Source organism: Zunongwangia sp., assembly GCF_048269745.1.
Classification (GTDB): domain Bacteria; phylum Bacteroidota; class Bacteroidia; order Flavobacteriales; family Flavobacteriaceae; genus Zunongwangia.
Genome location: NZ_JBLXIB010000002.1, coordinates 128971 through 147918 on the forward strand (window position 1 = coordinate 128971; position 18948 = coordinate 147918).

The following is an 18948-nucleotide window of genomic DNA, read 5'->3' on the forward strand; positions in this document are numbered from 1 at the left end:
TTGAATATGTGTATTCAAAAACACCTCACATTTTTTATTGAAATTGTGAGGTGTTTTTTTGTGAAATTTCAGGAATTAGCAATTTCCAAAATCGAAAAAAATTGATCTTCTTTTCTAAGAAAATACCCTGCTCTCACTAAACACCTCATTTCATTCAAGCTAAAAAATTCCCTTTTAAAGCTTATTTCTTCCCACTAACAAACTTTAATAACCTAAAAAACAGAAAACTAAATTTTATTTGTGGCTCAATACTAAAAAATTGTAAACAATGAAAAAATCGATTTTTATTTTGGCTTTCGCAGCTTTATTCATCCAATCTTGTAGTAGCGACGATAATGCTTCTGAAACTATTACCAACTCTGAAACAGAACAAAAAACTTCAGCAAATGTCACCTTAACCAACACTGGTACATTTGGAGATATTTTAACCGATGAATCGGGAAAAACGCTTTATTTCTTTTCGAATGACGCAAAAGACAATTCTACCTGTACCTCGGGTTGTTTATCTGCATGGCCGGTTTTTTATCAAGAAACTATAAAAACAGATGATGATTTAGACACAAGTGATTTCGCTACGATTACGCGTCCCGACGGTAAAAAACAAACTACCTATAAAGGATGGCCTTTGTACTATTATGTCAACGATACCCAAACCGGCGATATAAAAGGTGATGGTGTAGGAGAAATTTGGTATGTAGCAAAACCAGATTATTCACTAATGTTTGTTAATTCTCAATTGGTGGGTGCAGATGGTAAAAATTACATCATTAATAGTGATAATGAATATGTAGAAGGAGAAGGACTTACAAAGTACCTTACCGATAATGCTGGAAATACACTTTATGCTTTTTCCCCAGATAAAAAAGACACAAACACGTACACCTCTGAAGATTTATCCAACGATGCCGCTTGGCCAATCTTCAACATAAACCCAGAAAATGTTCCTAGTATTTTAAACCGTTCCGATTTTAATACCATATCGGTACACAACAAAAGTGAACAACTTACTTATAAAGGATGGCCTTTATACTACTTCGGAGGAGATTCAACAAAAGGAGATAATAAGGGTGTAAGTGTTCCGGTTCCTGGCATATGGCCTATTGTAAACAATAATAGTATAGAAGCTCCCAAAAACTAAATAACTGTTTTATTTCACATTAAATAATTCCACCATGAAATTAGCTAGTAAAATAGGTTGTAAAGAAATTCTTTATCTAAGTTTCTTAGCTGTTTTGTTTTTTCTAAATGCTTGTGAAACCAACGTTATTGATGATGATACAGCAATTATAGATTCTCCGGATTGTAATCCGGAGATCTCCTTTCAAGAAAGCATACAGCCCATTATTACCAATTCTTGCATAAAATGCCATAATGGAACAGTACACCCACTAAATTTTGAAAATTTAACTGTATTACAAAACAATGCTGGGACTATAAAAGCCGTAACTCAAAACAGAACGATGCCGTTAAACGGAAGACTTACCGATGAGCAAATTAAAACCATTGCCTGCTGGGTAGACAATGGCGCTAAAATAAACTAAAGCATGAGTCTAAAAAAAAGAAAAAAAATAGGGTATTCTATTGCAATCATCTTAGGTATTTTATTGCTATTGGTAGTAACCATAGGTATCCAAATGTTTAATAAACCGCATAGAAATGTAATACTTGAAAAACCAAATATTTCTATAAGTGCCAAGGAATTAATAGATGATTTCACCAACAATGAAGACCAAGCTAACACAAATTATTTAGATAAATTAATAGCCGTAGAAGGAATTTTGCAGAAGATAGATTCTTCTAATGGCGTTCAAATATTGTCGGTTGGATATCCCGACTCTTCTGCCAGCGTAACCTGTAATTTAAACCCTAGCAGTAACAAAGCAAGCCTACAATTAAAAATAGGGCAAAAAATTAAAATTAAAGGAATTTGTACCGGTTTTTTATTAGACGTCGTACTAATAGACTCCTCTATTATCCCCTCAAATCATGATAAATAAAACAACAGCATTCACATTACTACTATTCTTTTGTTTAATGAATACTACTTCATTTTTCGGACAAAAGTTTCTTACCAAGAACGGAAAAGTATCCTTTTTCTCACACACGTTTGTTGAAGATATTAAAGCAGAGAACAATCAGGTTTTAAGCATTATAGATTTAGAATCTGGAGAAATAGCTATTAATGTGCTTATGAAATCTTTCGTTTTTGAAAAAGCACTTATGCAAGAACATTTCAATGAAAATTATGTAGAATCAGACAAATACCCAAAAGCCAAATTCTCAGGTACTATTAAAAATTTAAAAGAACTTCTTTCAGGAGAAGAAAGTCTTGCTAAAATAACCGGAGAAATGACTATTCATGGAGTTAAAAAAACCATGACTATAGAAAGCATCTTTACTAAAAGTGAAAAAGAAGTCAGTTTAAAAGGCAAATTCATTATCAATATTAAAGACTACGATATAAAAGTTCCTGCTGTGGTTCGAAATAATATTTCAGATGAAGTTGAAACTTCTTTCCAATTCATTCATCAGCCTTATAATTAAATGTACTTATAATCATGAAGAAAATACTTTACATTCTTCCTTTCTTAATTTTTCCGATAACTGCATCTGCTCAAAACTTGATGTCGATATTAGAAGATGAAACTCCTGTAGAAACTACACCAGTTAGTTCTACATTCAAAGGCACTCGAATAATTAATGGCCATTCTATAGAAAATAGAAAACAAGGCGTTCTAGAATTCTTAATCTCGCATCGATTCGGGCGTATTAACGATGGCGTAGACCAGCTATTTGGTCTAGATGAATCTAACATTAGGTTTGCTTTAGAATATGCACTAATTGATGATTTAACCTTAGGTTTGGGTAGAAGTTCTTTTGAAAAAACCTTAGATGGTTTTGTCAAATATCGATTATTAAAACAAACTACCGGATTGCAACCTACACCGATAAGTATTTCTTTGTTTGGGAGCATTGCTCGAAAAACCATAAAAAATTATGCGCCCGATAAAAAACCTGATTTTAGTGACAGACTCTATTATACCTCACAGGTATTAATTGCCAGAAAGTTTAGTGATGAATTCTCGTTGCAACTCACCCCAACTTATATTCATAAAAACAGCGTTCAGAAAAGTCAAGACCCACATGATATTTTTGCAATAGGAACAGGAGCGCGTATGAAGTTAAGTAACCGCGTATCTTTTAATGCAGAATATTTTTACACCATGAATCCGTTAAAGTCTATCAATACTAAAAATTCATTTGCGGTAAGTGTAGATATAGAAACTGGTGGGCATGTTTTCCAGATTATGCTCTCGAATGCCATTACTATGGTTGAAAATTCTTTTATTACTGAAACTACCGATAGTTTTTTTAAAGGCGATATTCATTTAGGTTTTAATATTTCAAGAGCTTTTCAGGTAAGTCACAAAAACCGAAAATAGCTCTTTACATTTCAAACAGGGCTTTTATAATCAAAGGGTAAAAGTCCTGTTTATCTATTGTGAAACAGCTTTAATATTCCGCAGCAAACCTGAATATTTTGTTCGTTTAACTGCCGATTTTCTAAATATTTCAGAAAAAACATCTTGAGTTAATTCTTTCCAATCTTTCTTTGAATAAGAAAGAATTTCTGGATTCGGATTAAAGAGTGGTTCGTTGTGTGGTTTAGAAAACCGATTCCAAGGGCAAACATCCTGGCAAATATCACAACCAAACATCCAGTCGTCCAAATTTTCTTGCGCAGCCAACGGAATTTCATTCTTAAGCTCGATGGTATAATAACTAATACATTTACTCCCATCTACCTTATAGGGCTCTACAATGGCCTGTGTTGGACATGCATCTATGCAAGCAGTGCAGGAACCACAATGATCGGTTACCGGAGTATCATAATCTAACTCTAGATCTATAATTAATTCAGCTATAAAATAAAACGATCCTACTTGCTTAGTGAGTAAATTACTGTGCTTTCCTATCCAACCCAAACCACTTTTAGCTGCCCAGGCTTTATCTAAAACCGGAGCCGAATCTACAAAAGCACGCCCATCTACTTCACCTATATGTTCCCGAATAAAAGCTAACAAGTCTTTTAGCTTTTCTTTAATCACAAAGTGATAATCTCTTCCGTAAGCATACTTAGAAATTTTATAAGAATCGTCTCGCTGCGTTTCCTTCGGATAGTAATTCAATAACATCGAAACCACACTTTTTGCACCAGGCACCAATAAAGTAGGGTCTAAACGTTTATCGAAATGGTTTTCCATATAGCGCATTTCCCCATTTCTATTTTTGTTTAACCAATCTTCTAAACGTGGTGCTTCTTCTTCTAAAAACTCAGCTTTGCTAATCCCGCAGGACATAAAGCCAAGGCGCTTCGCTTCCTCTTTAATAAGATTAGTGTAACTTGCTTTGTTTCCTGCAACCATTAAGTTCTTTTCTTAAATTCCACGTAAGCATTTTTGGGTTTTAGAGTGATCAGTGGTAAGATCTCAATCTCTTTTTTTACCGGTAGAATTTTATAGTTTAAAATTAATTCAGAAACTGCCAAGATCATCTCATACATTGCAAAATTACTTCCAATACATTTTCTTGGTCCGGCACCAAAAGGAAAATAGGCCGGAGGATTCTTTTCTGAAGCAAAACGATCGGGATTAAATTCATCCGGATTTTCCCAATGCTTTTCACTGCGATGAATTTCATAGAATGAAAATAAAAGATCTGATTTTTTATCGAATTTGAATCCTTTAAATTCATCTTCTTCCAAATTCACTCGATCCATAAAATAAGCCGGAGGATACAATCGCATACTTTCCAAAATCACATTTTGGGTGAGAGGACATTGCTGAAGAAATTCCATTAAACCTTCAGAATTATCTGAAGCAGTCTTCACCTCTTTATAAATTTTATCTTGAATTTGTGGATGGTGAGCTAATAGTTGCGTGGTAAAACTAAGTGAGTTTGATGTAGTCTCATGTCCTGCGACAAAAAGAATCAAAATTTCATCGATTAGCTGCTCCTCTCCCATTGGTTCACCATCATCATACCTTGCACCTAATAACATATCCAGAAGATCATCAAAACGCTTAGGATTAGCTTTTCGCTGATGAACGATTTTCCTTAAAATTTCTCTAGATTCCTCACTCAATTTTAAATGATGCTTCAATTCTCCGCTTATCTTAAACCATAAGCTTTTATAAGGCTGCCGTAGTTCTTTAACCAGCATTTTTTGATTAGCTTCAGTGACATATTGCAAGCGATTAATTTCTTCTTGATTTGCAGCTGAACTAAATAAAGATTTCACTACGGTTTGAAAAGCAAGATCATTAAAAACAGGAAAAATATCTATACGTTGGCCAATTGGAAGTTTGGAATACTCCACTCGAATTGCTTCTAAAACCGTATCTAGTAAATTAGCTATATGTTTTTTATGAAATGCAGGCTGGATTAGTTTACGTTGTTTTTGCCAATGTTCTCCGTTTGAAGTTAACAATCCGTGCCCTACATATTTTACAAGATCTTTGGTCTGAATTTCAGATTTGATGTAATTCTTTTGATTCTTCTGAAGTACATATTGTGCAAAATCAGCATCGCGGCAAAAAATAACCGACTTTTTCGGTCCGACATTTAACCTAAAAATATCACCATGCTTTTGAAAATTTTCATGATGAAATGGCAGTGGATTTTTTAAAATCCTTGTGGCGTTTTTTAAAAACGTTAAGGTTGAAACCTGTGGAATCTCTTTCTTCATAAATCAAAATCATCAAAAATAATACAGAATTTTATCGAAACTTAAAATAAACCACCTTGTTTAGTACCTCGTGTTTTTCCTAAATGTTTATAAGCCGCATCAGTCACTTCTCTTCCTCGTGGAGTTCTATAAATAAAACCTTGTTGTATTAAAAAAGGTTCATAAACTTCTTCAATGGTCTCCGCATTTTCACTTACTGCAGTAGCTAGAGTAGTAATACCAACCGGCCCACCTTTAAACTTATCGATAATAGTTTCTAAAATCTTATTATCCATCTCATCTAACCCGTGTTCATCTACATTTAAAGCTTTTAAAGCATAAGTAGAAATTGCCATATCTATTTTGCCATTACCTTTTATTTGTGCAAAATCTCGAACTCTACGCAGAAGAGCATTAGCTATACGGGGTGTTCCCCTACTTCTACCTGCAATTTCAATTGCTGCTTCCATACTAATTGCAACGTTTAAAATTTTTGCACTACGCTGTACAATATCAGATAATAGTTCAGTTGAATAATATTGAAGCCTACTGGAAATACCAAAACGAGCACGCATAGGCGCTGTTAGCAAACCAGAGCGAGTTGTAGCTCCAATAAGTGTAAACGGATTCAAATTTAATTGAACGGTACGGGCATTAGGCCCTGATTCAATCATAATATCAATTCGATAATCTTCCATTGCGGAATAAAGATATTCTTCTACAATAGGGCTTAATCGATGGATTTCATCTATAAAAAGTATATCTCGTTCTTCAAGGTTAGTTAAAAGTCCTGCTAAATCTCCAGGCTTATCTAGTACAGGACCTGAAGTCACTTTTAATCCTACCTGAAGTTCGTTAGCAAGAATATGAGCTAAAGTAGTTTTCCCTAAACCAGGAGGACCATGTAATAAGGTATGATCTAAAGCTTCTCCTCTTAAATTAGCTGCCTTTACAAAAATCATCAAGTTATCTAAAACCTGTTCTTGACCTGTAAAATCTTCAAAACTTAAGGGTCTTAAAGCCCTTTCAATATCAAACTCTTCCGAAGAAAAGTTATCACCATTAGCATCCAAATTCTCGTTCATACTGCAAATAAATTAGCTCCTTTAATTCAGGCTTCAACAAATATAAAATAAAAAAGCCTCTTCTATAAAGAAAAGGCTTTTATGAAAAATAGAATCTATTTTATTAATGCTGTAAATCTTCTTCACCATCTTGGACAGGAACAGTCTGCGGAACAAAATCTTGCCCCTTAATAACATATTCACCATCTTGATTAGTTTTACTATAATCGTAAGGCCAACGATAAACTACAGGAAGTTCTCCTGGCCAGTTACCATGGACATGCTCTACTGGTGTAGTCCACTCTAAAGTATTAGATTTCCAAGGGTTTTGTTTTGCTTTCTTACCATAAAACATTGAATGGAAAAAGTTGTAAATAAATACTAATTGAACTGCTGCAGTAATGATAGCACAAATAGTAACTAAAACATTTATATCAGCTAAATCATCAAAATAAGGAAAAGCTGTGTTTGTATAGTAACGTCTAGGTAGACCTGCCATACCCAAGAAGTGCATTGGGAAGAAAACTCCGTATGCTCCAACTGCAGTTACCCAAAAGTGTACATAACCCAATTTCTTACTCATCATACGTCCAAACATTTTTGGATACCAGTGATATACACCCGCAAATAATCCGTACAATGCAGATATACCCATTACTAAGTGAAAGTGGGCAATTACGAAATAAGTATCATGTACGTTAATATCTAAAGTTGAATCCCCTAAAATAATACCAGTTAATCCACCTGTAATGAAGGTTGATACTAAACCTATAGAAAATAACATTCCAGGATTCATTTGAAGATTACCCTTCCATAAAGTGGTAATATAGTTAAATGCTTTTACTGCAGATGGAATTGCAATAAGTAATGTTGTAAATGTAAATACAGATCCTAAGAAAGGATTCATACCAGATACAAACATATGGTGCCCCCAAACAATAGTTGATAAAAATCCAATTGCAAGAATTGAAGCAATCATTGCACGATATCCAAAAATTGGTTTTCTTGAATTTGTTGCTACAATTTCTGAAGTAATACCTAAAGCAGGTAAAATTACAATATAAACCTCAGGGTGACCTAAGAACCAAAATAAGTGTTCAAAAAGTACTGGTGAACCACCGTGGTGGCTAAGTACTTCTCCATTAATGAATATATCGCTTAAATAAAATGAAGTTCCGAAACTTCTATCCATTATTAATAATAATGCTGCTGCTAGTAAAACTGGGAAAGATACTAATCCTAAAATAGCAGTTACAAAAAATGCCCAGATAGTTAGTGGAAGTCTGGTCATAGACATTCCTTTAGTTCTAAGGTTAATTACTGTAACAATATAATTTATACCTCCTAAAAGCTGAGAAGCAATAAATAATGCCATAGATACTAACCAAAGCGTCATCCCTGTTCCAGAACCTCCAATAGCTTGCGGTAATGCACTTAATGGTGGATAAATTGTCCAACCAGAAGATGCGGGACCTGCTTCTACAAAAAGAGAGCTTAACATGATTATACATGCAACAAAAAACAGCCAGTAAGACAACATATTCATCAAACCAGAAGCCATATCTCTAGCTCCAATTTGAAGTGGTATTAGTAAGTTACTAAATGTACCGCTTAATCCTGCTGTAAGCACAAAGAATACCATAATGGTACCATGTATAGTAACCAAAGCAAGATAAATATTAGGTGTCATTACACCATCAGGAGCCCATTTACCTAAGAAAATTTCGAATACTTTAAATGATTCTTCTGGCCAAGCCAATTGTAATCTAAAAAGTATAGACATCCCAATACCAATAATACCCATTAATAAACCGGTAATAAGGTATTGCTTGGCTATCATTTTATGATCGAAGCTAAATACATACTTCGATATAAAATTTTGCTTGTGATGATGCCCGTGATCTACGTGATCGTGAGTTGACGCGTTTACTACTGCTGACATATCTTACTTAATACTTTTATTTAAATTCTGTACGTTAAATTCTTAGTTCTGAGCTAGCGATTCACCAAATGTTTGCTGTTCAGCTAACCATTTTTCATAATCCTCTTGAGATTCCACTATAACCTTCATTTGCATATTGTAGTGTGCTTGTCCACATATTTTATTACAAAGTAAGAAGTAATCGAATTGATATTCATCATCTCCATTTTCTTTTCTTAATTCATTTATATGGCTTACTTTATCCACAATATCATCTTCGTTTCTCATTTCAGCGGTAGTTACAGTTGGTGTAAAACCAAATTGAGTAATCATACCAGGAACAACATTCATCTGAGCTCTAAAGTGAGGAAAATATGCTGAGTGAAGCACATCTTGAGATCTCAATTTAAATAATACCGGTTTATTAACTGGCAAGTGAAGTTCTCTAACAATTTTATCATCTTGTGCATATGAATCTTCCTCTTTAACACCCAGTACATTTGTTCCTTCTATAAAACGAACATTTGCTTTACCTAATGTGTTATCTTCTCCCGCATAGCGTGCAGTCCAACTAAACTGTTGTGCATAAAGTTCAATTACGATAGGATCTTCATCTTCATTTATGCTCATAATATCAGTCCATGTAAATAGACCGTAAATTATTAAACCAGCAAGAGTAATTACGGGAATAATTGTCCAAATAAATTCTAGCTTATCATTATCTGCGTAAAATAAAGCCTTCTTTCCTTTAGCTCCACGATACTTATATGCAAAATAATGCAATAATGCTTGAGTGACTATCTGAACGAACATAATTAAAAGGATAGATATAAGCATTAAATTATCATACTTAGATCCATGTTCTGAAGCTGCCTCTGGTAAAAGTACACCACTATACTCCCAGAAACAATATATCATTAAAAGATATATGAAAGCAGCAAAACCAAGCATTAATTTACCTTGATTTTGGTTATCTTGGTTATTAGCTACCTGTGAAGTATCTGCATCTGGTGTATTGGATAGGTGAAAAATTTTGGAGATTTGCCAACCCGTTACAGCAAGAAGTGCTAATACTATAATTACTAAAAATACGGTCATTTTATAAAGTCTTCTTTAAACAATCAATCTTTTATATTAGTAATGGTAATTTTCGCTTTCTTTAAGGAATGGGTTTCCTTTTGGATGTAAAGGTGCTTTTGCTAGCCCAGTACCTACAAAGAAAATAAACAATCCTAAGAAAAATAATATACTACAAATTTCTGTTATTCCAAAAGACCAATGTGGTCCTACGGTGGAAGGCATTACTAATAAGAATATATCTACATAATGTCCTACTAAAATCATTACACCAGCCATAACTACAAACCAAGGAATACGTTTATAATCACTATTAATTAACATTAGAATAGGGAATATAAAGTTTAATAATAGCATTCCAAAGAAAAGTAGTTTGTATTCTCCAATTCTCATTACAAAATATGCAGCTTCTTCCGGGATATTAGCATACCAAATCAATAGGAATTGACTAAACCATAAGTAAGTCCAGAAAATACTAAATGCAAACATAAATTTCGACAAGTCGTGTAAGTGACTATCATTTACAAATTCTAAATGGCCTAATTTCTTTAAGAAAATAGTTACTAGTGAAATCACAGTAATTGCTGATACAAATAAACTAGCAAAAATATACCATGAGAATAATGTACTATACCAGTGCGGTGTCATACTCATAAACCAGTCCCATCCCATCATAGCCTCTGTTAATACAAAAAACACAAGGAAAACGATAGAACCTTTATAAAGTTTTCTATAAGACCCGATTCCTGTGTCTGAATCTTGATCTAAAGATGTTTTTCTCATAAAAAATCTATAAACATTCCAACCTATTAGATATATAATAGCTCTAATTAAAAAGAAAGGAAAGTTTAAATATCCAGATTTAGCTTGTAGAATTTTATCTTCAGCGACTAATTCATGATTTTGCCATGGATAGAAATGAGTTCCTGCAAGCAAAACAATTAATACTACAATTATGGATCCAGGAAGTAAGTAAGCAGTTATACCTTCAATTACTCTAAACAATACTGGAGACCATCCTGCTTGAGCAACATTCTGAATTGCATAAAAAACCATAGCCCCTAACGCTATCATGAAAAAGAAAAATGCTGATACAAATAGTGCAGACCAAGGTTTTGTTTGAAATTGATGCAACACATGCTCCATATGGGATTCGTGATGTCCTTCTTCTGAATGCACTGATTCAGGATGCTCGCTATTAGATTCATGAGAAACCTCACTATGTTGAATAGCTTCATGAGAATCTGCCTCATGATTTTCTGACTGCATCACTGCGGCATCTTCATGACTTTCATCATGAGAACCATGAGCTTCTGCGGCTAATATTTCTTTAAGTTCTTCTTGGTTAGAAGGAACAGAAATAAATCCGTATATCAAGCCAACGGCACCAACAATTATAAGAATAATTGCAGTTAATTTTAATTTGCTGGAAAACGTATACATATTACTAGTTCTAAAAGCTTTATCTTAAATTATTTATTCTTCTGATGAATTATGGTTATCTCCATTTACTGTTTGATCATGTGATGGAGTTTCAGAAGGTTCCGCAGGATTTAGATTTTCACTAATTTCCTGTGTTTCAGTTGGTGTTTCAAAAGGTCTTTCAGGATTACCTTCCAATTTATCTTTTAAACTCATTACATAATGATCTATCTGCCAACGTTCTTTAATACTAGTTTGAACAGCATAAGATCCCATGTTATTTAAACCATAATACATTGCGTGATAAGCACTACCTTCAGTAATTCCTCGTCCCATATCATCATAAGCAGGAACACCTAATATTTTTTCACGTTCTACCAATTTTCCTTTTCCATCTCCTTTATCTCCATGGCAAACGGCACAATACAACGTATATAATTCTTTACCCTTTGTTAGGTTCTTTTCAGTATAAGGCAGTGGATTTTTAAGATTAGATTTTGCTAATTCTCTTCCTTCTGGTGTGTTTTCGTATTCGTATGGCATCCATCCTCTTGGAATAGTTCCTTCTACAGGTAATTGAGCTTCTTGATCCTTTGCAAAAACATCATACTCTCCATAAGCCTCATAAGGAACAGGGCGATACATATCCGGAAAATATTGATAATTACGATGGTTATCGTCTGCACAGGAAGAAAAAACTGTGACAATTATACTGAATACTAAAGATTTGTATAATAAACTTTTCATCAGGCCTACTTGTTATCTATTAATTTAATTTCAGAAGCTCCAGTATCATATAAAAACTTAGAAAGATCTTCTGTATCATGATTAGTTGCATCTATCTCCACAAGAAACATATCATCCGTAGTTCTGGGATCCGGATTTTCTGCTTTTTTAAATGGAGCTAATCGACTTCTCATATAAAATGTAATTACCATTAAGTGAGCTGCAAAAAACACTGTTAACTCAAACATAATTGGTATAAACGATGGCATGTTTGTCAAAAAAGAAAAACTAGGCTTACCTCCAATATCTTGAGGCCAATCTTGTATCATCATGAAATTCATCATAAGCATAGCCACAGAAAGACCTGTAATTCCATATAAGAAAGAGGCAATTGCAATACGCGTTGGTGCTTCCCCAACTGCTTTATCCAATCCATGAACCGGGAATGGAGTATAAACCTCTAAAATTTGATAGCGCGCTTCTCTAACCTGTTTTACAGCATGTAATAACAGATCGTCATCATTATAAATAGCGTGTATTGTCTTCGATGCCATCTTATTTATTATTTTTTAATTCTTTTGCTTGAACATTCCAACCCTCAACTTGATCTGCGGGAGGGAAACCTTCTATTACATCTCTTAGTAATTGATAATCTTGTGGTGTTAACTTTTCAATTTGATTATACATATAAAGACCTACTTGATGTAAACGTTGCTCTAAATTAGGTCCAACACCACTTAATTTCTGAAGATCATCTGAAGACTCTGATTTTGGGTTATAGGAACCAACTCTTACAAGCATTTGATCAATCTGATCTTTTTTAGCTTCGGAAGAAATTAATCCATCTACTTCAACAGTCTCGTTATGTTTACTATTTGGTTCTGACTCTGGCGTTGTATTTCCAAAGAAATCACCTTTATTTTCAATATTTGATGAAGGCTCTTTAGCTGTAGGATCGTTATCTACATGATGAGCTACATCATCACCATGCTTTGCTCTTAAGTTTTTATAATACTCTCCTGAAGATTTCAGGATAGTCTTTACTTCGGCTTGTGCAATTACTGGGAAAGTCCTAGCGTATAATAAAAATAACACAAAGAAAAAACCGATTGTTCCTATAAACATACCTATATCTACAAAAGTTGGAGAGAACATTGCCCAAGAAGAAGGAGTTCTACCTTTACTCAAGTCAATTACAATAATATCAAAACGTTCAAACCACATTCCAATATTAATAACTAAAGCAACTATAAATGTCCAAAGTATATTTCGACGTAATTTTTTAACCCATAATGACAATGGCACAATAAAGTTACAGAAAATAAGCGCCCAAAAAGCCCAAGCATATGGACCAGTAGCTGCACCAAAAGAAAGGTAGGTATAATTCTCATAACTTGTTCCTGAATACCATCCTATAAAAAATTCGGTTACATAAGCAACAGTTACAATACCACCTGTAAGAATAATTACTTTATTCATATACTCTATATGAAGTACCGTAATGTAGTCTTGTAAGTTAACTACTTTTCTCATTATTATTAATAGTGTCTGTACCATTGCAAAACCTGAGAAAATTGCACCAGCTACAAAATAAGGAGGGAAAATTGTACTATGCCATCCCGGAACAACAGATGTTGCAAAATCGAAAGATACAATAGTGTGTACAGAAAGTACTAAAGGAGTTGCTAAACCAGCAAGTACTAAAGATACTTCTTCAAAACGTTGCCAATCTTTAACTCTACCACTCCAACCAAAAGAAAGTATACCATATATTTTCTTTTGAAATTCGTTTGGAGTTCTATCCCTTAACATTGCAAAATCAGGTAATAAACCAGTCCACCAGAAAACTAATGAAACTGATAAATATGTTGATATTGCAAAAACATCCCAAAGCAAGGGAGAGTTAAAGTTAACCCATAATGATCCGAACTGGTTTGGAATTGGTAATACCCAATAAGCCAACCAAGGTCTCCCCATATGTATAACTGGAAAAAGCCCGGCTTGTACTACAGCAAAAATTGTCATAGCCTCCGCAGAACGGTTAACCGCCATTCTCCATTTTTGTCTAAATAATAATAATACAGCTGAAATAAGGGTACCAGCGTGACCAATACCTACCCACCAAACAAAGTTAGTGATATCCCAAGCCCAACCAATAGTTTTGTTTAGACCCCAAACACCAATTCCTGTGGACACTGTATAGATTATACAACCTAATCCCCACAAAAAGGCTATCAAAGCTAATGTGAATACAAAATACCAGGTTTTATTTGCCCTACCTAGTACAGGAGCTCCTACTTCTACACTTATATCGTGATAGGACTTCTTCCCGGTAACGAGAGCTTCTCTAATAGGTGCTTCGTAATGTGACGACATATTCTCTTAAATTGATTCTTAGTTACTTATTTTTAAGCTTCAGTAGTGTTAGTGATTTTCGCTTGATACATAACGTTTGGTTTTGTACCTATACTCTCCATCATACGATAAGTTCTATCATCTTTTTCTAATTCAGAAACTTTAGAATCTTTATCGTTTACATCTCCAAAAACCATAGCCCCGGTATCACAAGCAGCAGAACATGCTGTTTTAAACTCACCATCTTTAATTGGTCTACCATCGCGTTTTGCATCAAGAATTGTTTTCTGTGTCATTTGAATGCACATAGAACATTTTTCCATAACACCTCTTGATCTAACTACTACATCTGGGTTTAATACCATTCTACCCAAATCGTTATTCATGTTGTAATCAAACTCTTCGTTCTGAGCATAATTAAACCAGTTAAATCTTCTTACTTTATAAGGGCAGTTGTTAGCACAATACCTTGTACCAACACAACGGTTATAAATCATTTGGTTTTGTCCTTGACGGCCGTGTGAAGTTGCCGCTACTGGACAAACAGTTTCACAAGGCGCATGATTACAATGCTGACACATTACTGGTTGAAATGCTACTTCCGGATTATCGTAAGCAGGATTTTCAATAACGTCATACGTCTCGAACGCACCTAAATTCTCTAATTTTTCTTGCTCCTCTTTAAAAGTATCTCCAGCTGAATAATAACGATCTATTCGTAACCAGTGCATATCTCTAAACTTACGAACTTCATCTTTACCTACAACAGGAACATTATTTTCAGAGTGACAAGCAATAACACAAGCACCACAACCTGTACATGCATTAAGATCTATCGATAAATTAAAATGATGCCCAATACTTCTATCAAAAGCGGTCCAAACATCAGCTTTATCACTTGTCACTGGAACTTCTTGGTGATTATAAGAAACTTCAGGAACTTTATTCCAAGCTTCTTTACCTTTACCTAAAACAGATAAAGTAGTTTCTTTAATAATATCATCTCTACCTGCTAATGTACTCTGCATTTGCACACTGGCAAATTCATGAACACCTTCAGACTTAGTTATCGAAACATTCTGATTAACATCGAAATTTTCATATAAAGGAAATGCATTAACACCAACCTGCATTTCTTTTTGCATACCCTCTTTTTTACCAAAACCTAGAGCTAAACCTACAGAACCTCTAGCTTGTCCTGGTTGAATAATAACAGGTACATTTTTTACAACTTTTTGTCCTAATTTTATATCTACGTAACTACCGTTAAGGGCTCCATTAGATACTATATAATTTTCTAAACCTAACTTATCTGCATCAGTTTTAGAAACTGTTAAATAGTTATCCCAAGTAGTTCGGGTAATAGGATCTGGAAGTTCTTGAAGCCATGGATTATTAGCTTGCTCACCATTACCTAACGACACTTTAGTATATAAACTTAATTCAAAACCATTTGCTTTTTTAGAAGAGGCTAATAAATTTTTAGCTGCACTATTTAAATCTACTGATGTATAATTAGAATCATCAGCCACTACAGTTTCTAAAGGATAATTACTCTCAAAGAAACCATCATGCAAAGCCTGATTCCAGTCTTTATTACTTAATACTCCTTGCCACGTTTGTTTAATATAATCGTGATAAGAAATAGTATTACCAGACCATTTTAAAAGACAATCTTGAAATTGTCTAGTATCAAATAATGGTCGAATAGTTGGCTGCATCAAGCTAAACTTACTATCCGTAAATTGAACATCTCCCCAACTTTCTAAATAATGAGGAGCAGCAGCTATATATTTACACAATTTAGCAGTTTCATCTTCCCTCATTGTAAAAGAGAGTGAAACTCCTGTATTCTTTAATCCTGAAATAAATTCTTTTGAATTTGGAAGACTATAGGCTGGATTTACTCCTGCTATTAAAATAGCTCCTACTTTTCCATTATTCATATCTTCAACTAAACGCTCCACAGTTTTTTGATCTCCCTGACGAGTTAGTCTAGCATCTTTTACATTAATTATAGTGCTACCTAATGCTTCATTAATGGCTAACACTAAGCTTTGTGCATTTACATCTGTAATACCAGAAACAACAACTCCCTTACTACCAGCTTTTTTAAGTTGGCTTGCAGCCTTAACGACAGCATCATTTATTTTAGAAGGCAAATTACTAGTTGAATTCCCACCAACAATCTGATTATAAAGTGCTACTAAAACGGCTTTTTGCTGAGAAGGTTTTGCAGGAACACGTTTATCAGCTTTAGCACCAGATAGAGTTAAATTTGACTCGAATTGAACATGACGAGACATTTTTCCATTTTTAGGAACACGACTCTTAGCATAAGAAGCTTCATATCCTCCACCTTGCCAATCTCCCAAAATATTAGCTCCAACAGACACTATTGCTTCCGCTTCGCTAAAGTCATAATTTGGCAATGCTCTTTTTCCATATCTAGATTGAAAAGCAGTTAAAACAGCATCTTCAGAGATAGCATCATAAACAACATGCTTGGCATTTGGATATTTTGAATAGAACTCTTTTATTAATTTCGTTGTACTAGGACTTGCAAAAGTCTGCGTCAACAAGACAATATCTCCCGATACTCCATTAAGTGCTTTTCCAAAATCTTTATCAAATTCTTCCCAAGAAACGTTTTTCCCATCAATCATTGGACGTTTTACTCGGTTTTTATCATAAAGACCTAAAACGGATGCATTAACACGTGCACCTCCGCCAGCTTTAATAGTAGCTAAATCATTATTCTCAATCTTAATCGGCCGACCTTCTCTTGTTTTAACTAACACACTAGCAAAGTCGAAACCATCTGCAATCGTAGAAGCATAATAATTTGCCACACCAGGAACTAAACGCTCCGGTTGTACTACGTATGGAATTGTTTTCACCACAGGACCTTCACAGGCTGCTAAAGATGCTGCTGCTGTACTAAACCCAACATATTTCAAGAAATCCCTTCTTGAAGTCTTTGAACTTTTAAGACTATCTTCATCTCCTAAAAACTCATCAACCGGAATTTCTTCAGCGAATTCTTTGTCCTTTAGCGCCTCAACAACAGAACTATCTTTTAGCTCTTCAACACTTTTCCAGTATTTTTTGCTTGATGACATATATCTAGATATTAACTTCTGTAAATTTTGCTTTCAATAATTATTAATAGTGACACTTACCACATTCTAACCCGCCCATTTCAGCGATAGTAAGTTCTTCTACACCATACTTTTTAGAAAGTTGTTCGTGTATTTTTTCGTAATACTCGTTACCTTTCATTTTAACATTTGTCTCCCTATGGCAGTTAACACACCAACCCATTGTTAATGGTGCTTCTTGATGCACTATCTCCATTTCTTGAATAGGACCGTGACAATGCTGACACTGAACTCCAGCAACACTTACGTGCTGAGAGTGATTAAAGTATACAAAATCCGGAAGATTATGTATTCTAACCCATTTCACAGGCTTAGTTTCTCCTGAATATGTTCTTGTTGATGGATCCCATCCAGTTGCTTCATACAACTTAGCGATTTCTCCATCGTAAAATTCTTTAGAGTGCTCTTCTGTAGCAGTTTCAGGTGCTACTTCTGAAATTGCTTTATGACAATTCATACATACATTAAGCGATGGAATACCTGATGTTTTTGAAACTCTTGCTGAAGAGTGACAATACTTACATTCTATACCATTATCTCCTGCATGAATTCTATGCGAATAATGAATTGGCTGAATTGGCTGATATCCTTGATCGACTCCAACCTGCATCATATATCCATACATAAAATAGCCCACTCCTAACAACACAATTATAGAAGTAACCAATACTAAAAATTGATTTTCTACGAATGCTTTCCAGATTGGCTTACCTTTTGGCTTTTCTTGTAAAACAACACCACTAGCTGCTGCAAAGTTTTTAAGAGTTTTATTCACCAAGAATAAAACAACTAATAACATTAGCAGTACAAATATCAATACAGAAAGAATTATATTTAAAGAAACCCCTCCTCCTGAATTTGCTTGCTGCCCTTCTCCTGCTGCCGCAGTAGTCGCAGCTTTTGGTTCAGGCTTTGGCTGCTCTACATAAGCTAAAATATTATCAATATCTCCTTCAGACAACTGAGGGAAAACAGGCATTGCTGTTTGATTATATTCATTATAAATTGCAATTGCATCTGGATCTCCTGATTCCCTAAACGCAGGGTTATTTTGAATCCATTTATACAGCCAATCTTTCCCATGTCTCAATGTAACACCATTAAGCGCAGGACCGATACTTTCAGAATATGGCTTGTGACATGCTGCACAAAGTGAATTAAAAAGATCTTTTCCGGCTGCTGGATCTCCCAGTTCAGATGCTGAAGAAACATTATCTTTTCCGGCTTCTGTTTCTGGCTCTCCCGCTGTTGGCTTAGCTGCTTCTTGAGCAAAACCAGAAACTGCAAAAAACAATAAAAAAGCTACACTTAGTAGCAATAATCGCGAAGTTGAGTGGCGGTATCTCACCTTTTTCATATTAAAGTTGAATTAACATCTAATTTAGATACAAATTTTAAAAAATATTAACATCAATAAAAAATGCATCATTAAATTCAGCAACAAAAGTAATATTTAAAGTGGAGTTAGGGAATGTTGTTCCATCGTTAATACAT

Annotated in this window: 16 protein-coding genes; 5 read left to right on the forward strand and 11 right to left on the reverse strand. The window is 34.4% G+C overall.

What is annotated here, in order from left to right:
• Positions 1 to 268: 268 nt before the first annotated feature.
• The 5 genes from ACN0WI_RS03345 to ACN0WI_RS03365 are packed head-to-tail and all read left to right on the forward strand — an operon-like array spanning position 269 to position 3443.
• Positions 269 to 1138, forward strand: coding sequence for a hypothetical protein (locus ACN0WI_RS03345; protein ID WP_417885204.1), 870 nt, complete (start codon positions 269 to 271; stop codon positions 1136 to 1138).
• Between the two features lie 34 nt (positions 1139 to 1172).
• Entirely contained in the window at positions 1173 to 1541 is a 369-nt protein-coding gene (locus ACN0WI_RS03350) for a hypothetical protein (protein WP_417885205.1), read from the forward strand.
• A gap of 3 nt (positions 1542 to 1544) precedes the next feature.
• Positions 1545 to 1997 carry an OB-fold protein gene (locus tag ACN0WI_RS03355; RefSeq protein WP_417885206.1) on the forward strand — a complete coding sequence of 151 codons (453 nt, stop codon included), beginning with the start codon at positions 1545 to 1547 and terminating at the stop codon, positions 1995 to 1997.
• On the forward strand, positions 1987 to 2544 hold the full coding sequence (locus ACN0WI_RS03360) for a YceI family protein (RefSeq protein ID WP_417885207.1): 558 nt from the start codon (positions 1987 to 1989) through the stop codon (positions 2542 to 2544). The genes ACN0WI_RS03355 and ACN0WI_RS03360 overlap by 11 nt, the downstream gene beginning before the upstream one ends.
• Before the next feature lie 14 nt (positions 2545 to 2558).
• A complete protein-coding gene (locus tag ACN0WI_RS03365; RefSeq protein WP_417885208.1) occupies positions 2559 to 3443 on the forward strand; it encodes a DUF5777 family beta-barrel protein in 885 nt (294 codons plus the stop codon).
• Positions 3444 to 3497: 54 nt separating this feature from the next.
• Here ACN0WI_RS03365 and queG read toward each other — a convergent pair whose 3' ends face one another.
• The 11 genes from queG to ACN0WI_RS03420 all read right to left on the reverse strand — a co-directional run bounded on the left by queG (position 3498) and on the right by ACN0WI_RS03420 (position 18811).
• Positions 3498 to 4427 carry a tRNA epoxyqueuosine(34) reductase QueG gene (gene queG, locus ACN0WI_RS03370; protein ID WP_417885209.1) on the reverse strand — a complete coding sequence of 310 codons (930 nt, stop codon included), beginning with the start codon at positions 4425 to 4427 and terminating at the stop codon, positions 3498 to 3500.
• Complete coding sequence (locus tag ACN0WI_RS03375; protein ID WP_417885210.1) at positions 4427 to 5749, reverse strand: cytochrome P450; 1323 nt, start codon at positions 5747 to 5749, stop codon at positions 4427 to 4429. Before ACN0WI_RS03375 ends, queG begins: the two co-directional genes overlap by 1 nt.
• A 41-nt stretch (positions 5750 to 5790) precedes the next feature.
• Positions 5791 to 6813 (reverse strand): Holliday junction branch migration DNA helicase RuvB, encoded by a 1023-nt coding sequence (ruvB, locus tag ACN0WI_RS03380; protein ID WP_417885211.1) that lies wholly within the window; start codon positions 6811 to 6813, stop codon positions 5791 to 5793.
• 103 nt (positions 6814 to 6916) lie between these two features.
• A complete protein-coding gene (locus tag ACN0WI_RS03385) occupies positions 6917 to 8734 on the reverse strand; it encodes a cytochrome c oxidase subunit I (RefSeq protein WP_417885212.1) in 1818 nt (605 codons plus the stop codon).
• Positions 8735 to 8776: 42 nt separating this feature from the next.
• The gene (locus ACN0WI_RS03390; RefSeq protein ID WP_417885213.1) at positions 8777 to 9811 is read right to left on the reverse strand and encodes a cytochrome c oxidase subunit II; all 1035 of its coding nucleotides are present in this window, start codon (positions 9809 to 9811) and stop codon (positions 8777 to 8779) included.
• A 36-nt stretch (positions 9812 to 9847) separates the two neighbouring features.
• Entirely contained in the window at positions 9848 to 11233 is a 1386-nt protein-coding gene (locus ACN0WI_RS03395) for a quinol:cytochrome C oxidoreductase (protein WP_417885214.1), read from the reverse strand.
• Positions 11234 to 11266: 33 nt separating this feature from the next.
• Positions 11267 to 11959 carry a c-type cytochrome gene (locus ACN0WI_RS03400; RefSeq protein ID WP_417885215.1) on the reverse strand — a complete coding sequence of 231 codons (693 nt, stop codon included), beginning with the start codon at positions 11957 to 11959 and terminating at the stop codon, positions 11267 to 11269.
• A gap of 5 nt (positions 11960 to 11964) precedes the next feature.
• Positions 11965 to 12492 (reverse strand): DUF3341 domain-containing protein, encoded by a 528-nt coding sequence (locus tag ACN0WI_RS03405; RefSeq protein WP_417885216.1) that lies wholly within the window; start codon positions 12490 to 12492, stop codon positions 11965 to 11967.
• 1 nt (position 12493) lies between these two features.
• Positions 12494 to 14314 (reverse strand): NrfD/PsrC family molybdoenzyme membrane anchor subunit, encoded by a 1821-nt coding sequence (nrfD, locus tag ACN0WI_RS03410; protein ID WP_417885217.1) that lies wholly within the window; start codon positions 14312 to 14314, stop codon positions 12494 to 12496.
• Between the two features lie 32 nt (positions 14315 to 14346).
• Entirely contained in the window at positions 14347 to 17415 is a 3069-nt protein-coding gene (locus ACN0WI_RS03415) for a TAT-variant-translocated molybdopterin oxidoreductase (RefSeq protein ID WP_417885218.1), read from the reverse strand.
• 43 nt (positions 17416 to 17458) lie between these two features.
• On the reverse strand, positions 17459 to 18811 hold the full coding sequence (locus ACN0WI_RS03420) for a c-type cytochrome (RefSeq protein ID WP_417885219.1): 1353 nt from the start codon (positions 18809 to 18811) through the stop codon (positions 17459 to 17461).
• Between the last annotated feature and the right edge of the window lie 137 nt (positions 18812 to 18948).

Coding starts and splice junctions, on each gene's coding strand:
- ACN0WI_RS03345 (WP_417885204.1), top strand. CDS start 269: ATGAAAAAATCGATTTTTATTTTGGCTTTCGCAGCTTTATTCATCCAA.
- ACN0WI_RS03350 (WP_417885205.1), top strand. CDS start 1,173: ATGAAATTAGCTAGTAAAATAGGTTGTAAAGAAATTCTTTATCTAAGT.
- ACN0WI_RS03355 (WP_417885206.1), top strand. CDS start 1,545: ATGAGTCTAAAAAAAAGAAAAAAAATAGGGTATTCTATTGCAATCATC.
- ACN0WI_RS03360 (WP_417885207.1), top strand. CDS start 1,987: ATGATAAATAAAACAACAGCATTCACATTACTACTATTCTTTTGTTTA.
- ACN0WI_RS03365 (WP_417885208.1), top strand. CDS start 2,559: ATGAAGAAAATACTTTACATTCTTCCTTTCTTAATTTTTCCGATAACT.
- queG (WP_417885209.1), bottom strand. CDS start 4,427: ATGGTTGCAGGAAACAAAGCAAGTTACACTAATCTTATTAAAGAGGAA.
- ACN0WI_RS03375 (WP_417885210.1), bottom strand. CDS start 5,749: ATGAAGAAAGAGATTCCACAGGTTTCAACCTTAACGTTTTTAAAAAAC.
- ruvB (WP_417885211.1), bottom strand. CDS start 6,813: ATGAACGAGAATTTGGATGCTAATGGTGATAACTTTTCTTCGGAAGAG.
- ACN0WI_RS03385 (WP_417885212.1), bottom strand. CDS start 8,734: ATGTCAGCAGTAGTAAACGCGTCAACTCACGATCACGTAGATCACGGG.
- ACN0WI_RS03390 (WP_417885213.1), bottom strand. CDS start 9,811: ATGACCGTATTTTTAGTAATTATAGTATTAGCACTTCTTGCTGTAACG.
- ACN0WI_RS03395 (WP_417885214.1), bottom strand. CDS start 11,233: ATGTATACGTTTTCCAGCAAATTAAAATTAACTGCAATTATTCTTATA.
- ACN0WI_RS03400 (WP_417885215.1), bottom strand. CDS start 11,959: ATGAAAAGTTTATTATACAAATCTTTAGTATTCAGTATAATTGTCACA.
- ACN0WI_RS03405 (WP_417885216.1), bottom strand. CDS start 12,492: ATGGCATCGAAGACAATACACGCTATTTATAATGATGACGATCTGTTA.
- nrfD (WP_417885217.1), bottom strand. CDS start 14,314: ATGTCGTCACATTACGAAGCACCTATTAGAGAAGCTCTCGTTACCGGG.
- ACN0WI_RS03415 (WP_417885218.1), bottom strand. CDS start 17,415: ATGTCATCAAGCAAAAAATACTGGAAAAGTGTTGAAGAGCTAAAAGAT.
- ACN0WI_RS03420 (WP_417885219.1), bottom strand. CDS start 18,811: ATGAAAAAGGTGAGATACCGCCACTCAACTTCGCGATTATTGCTACTA.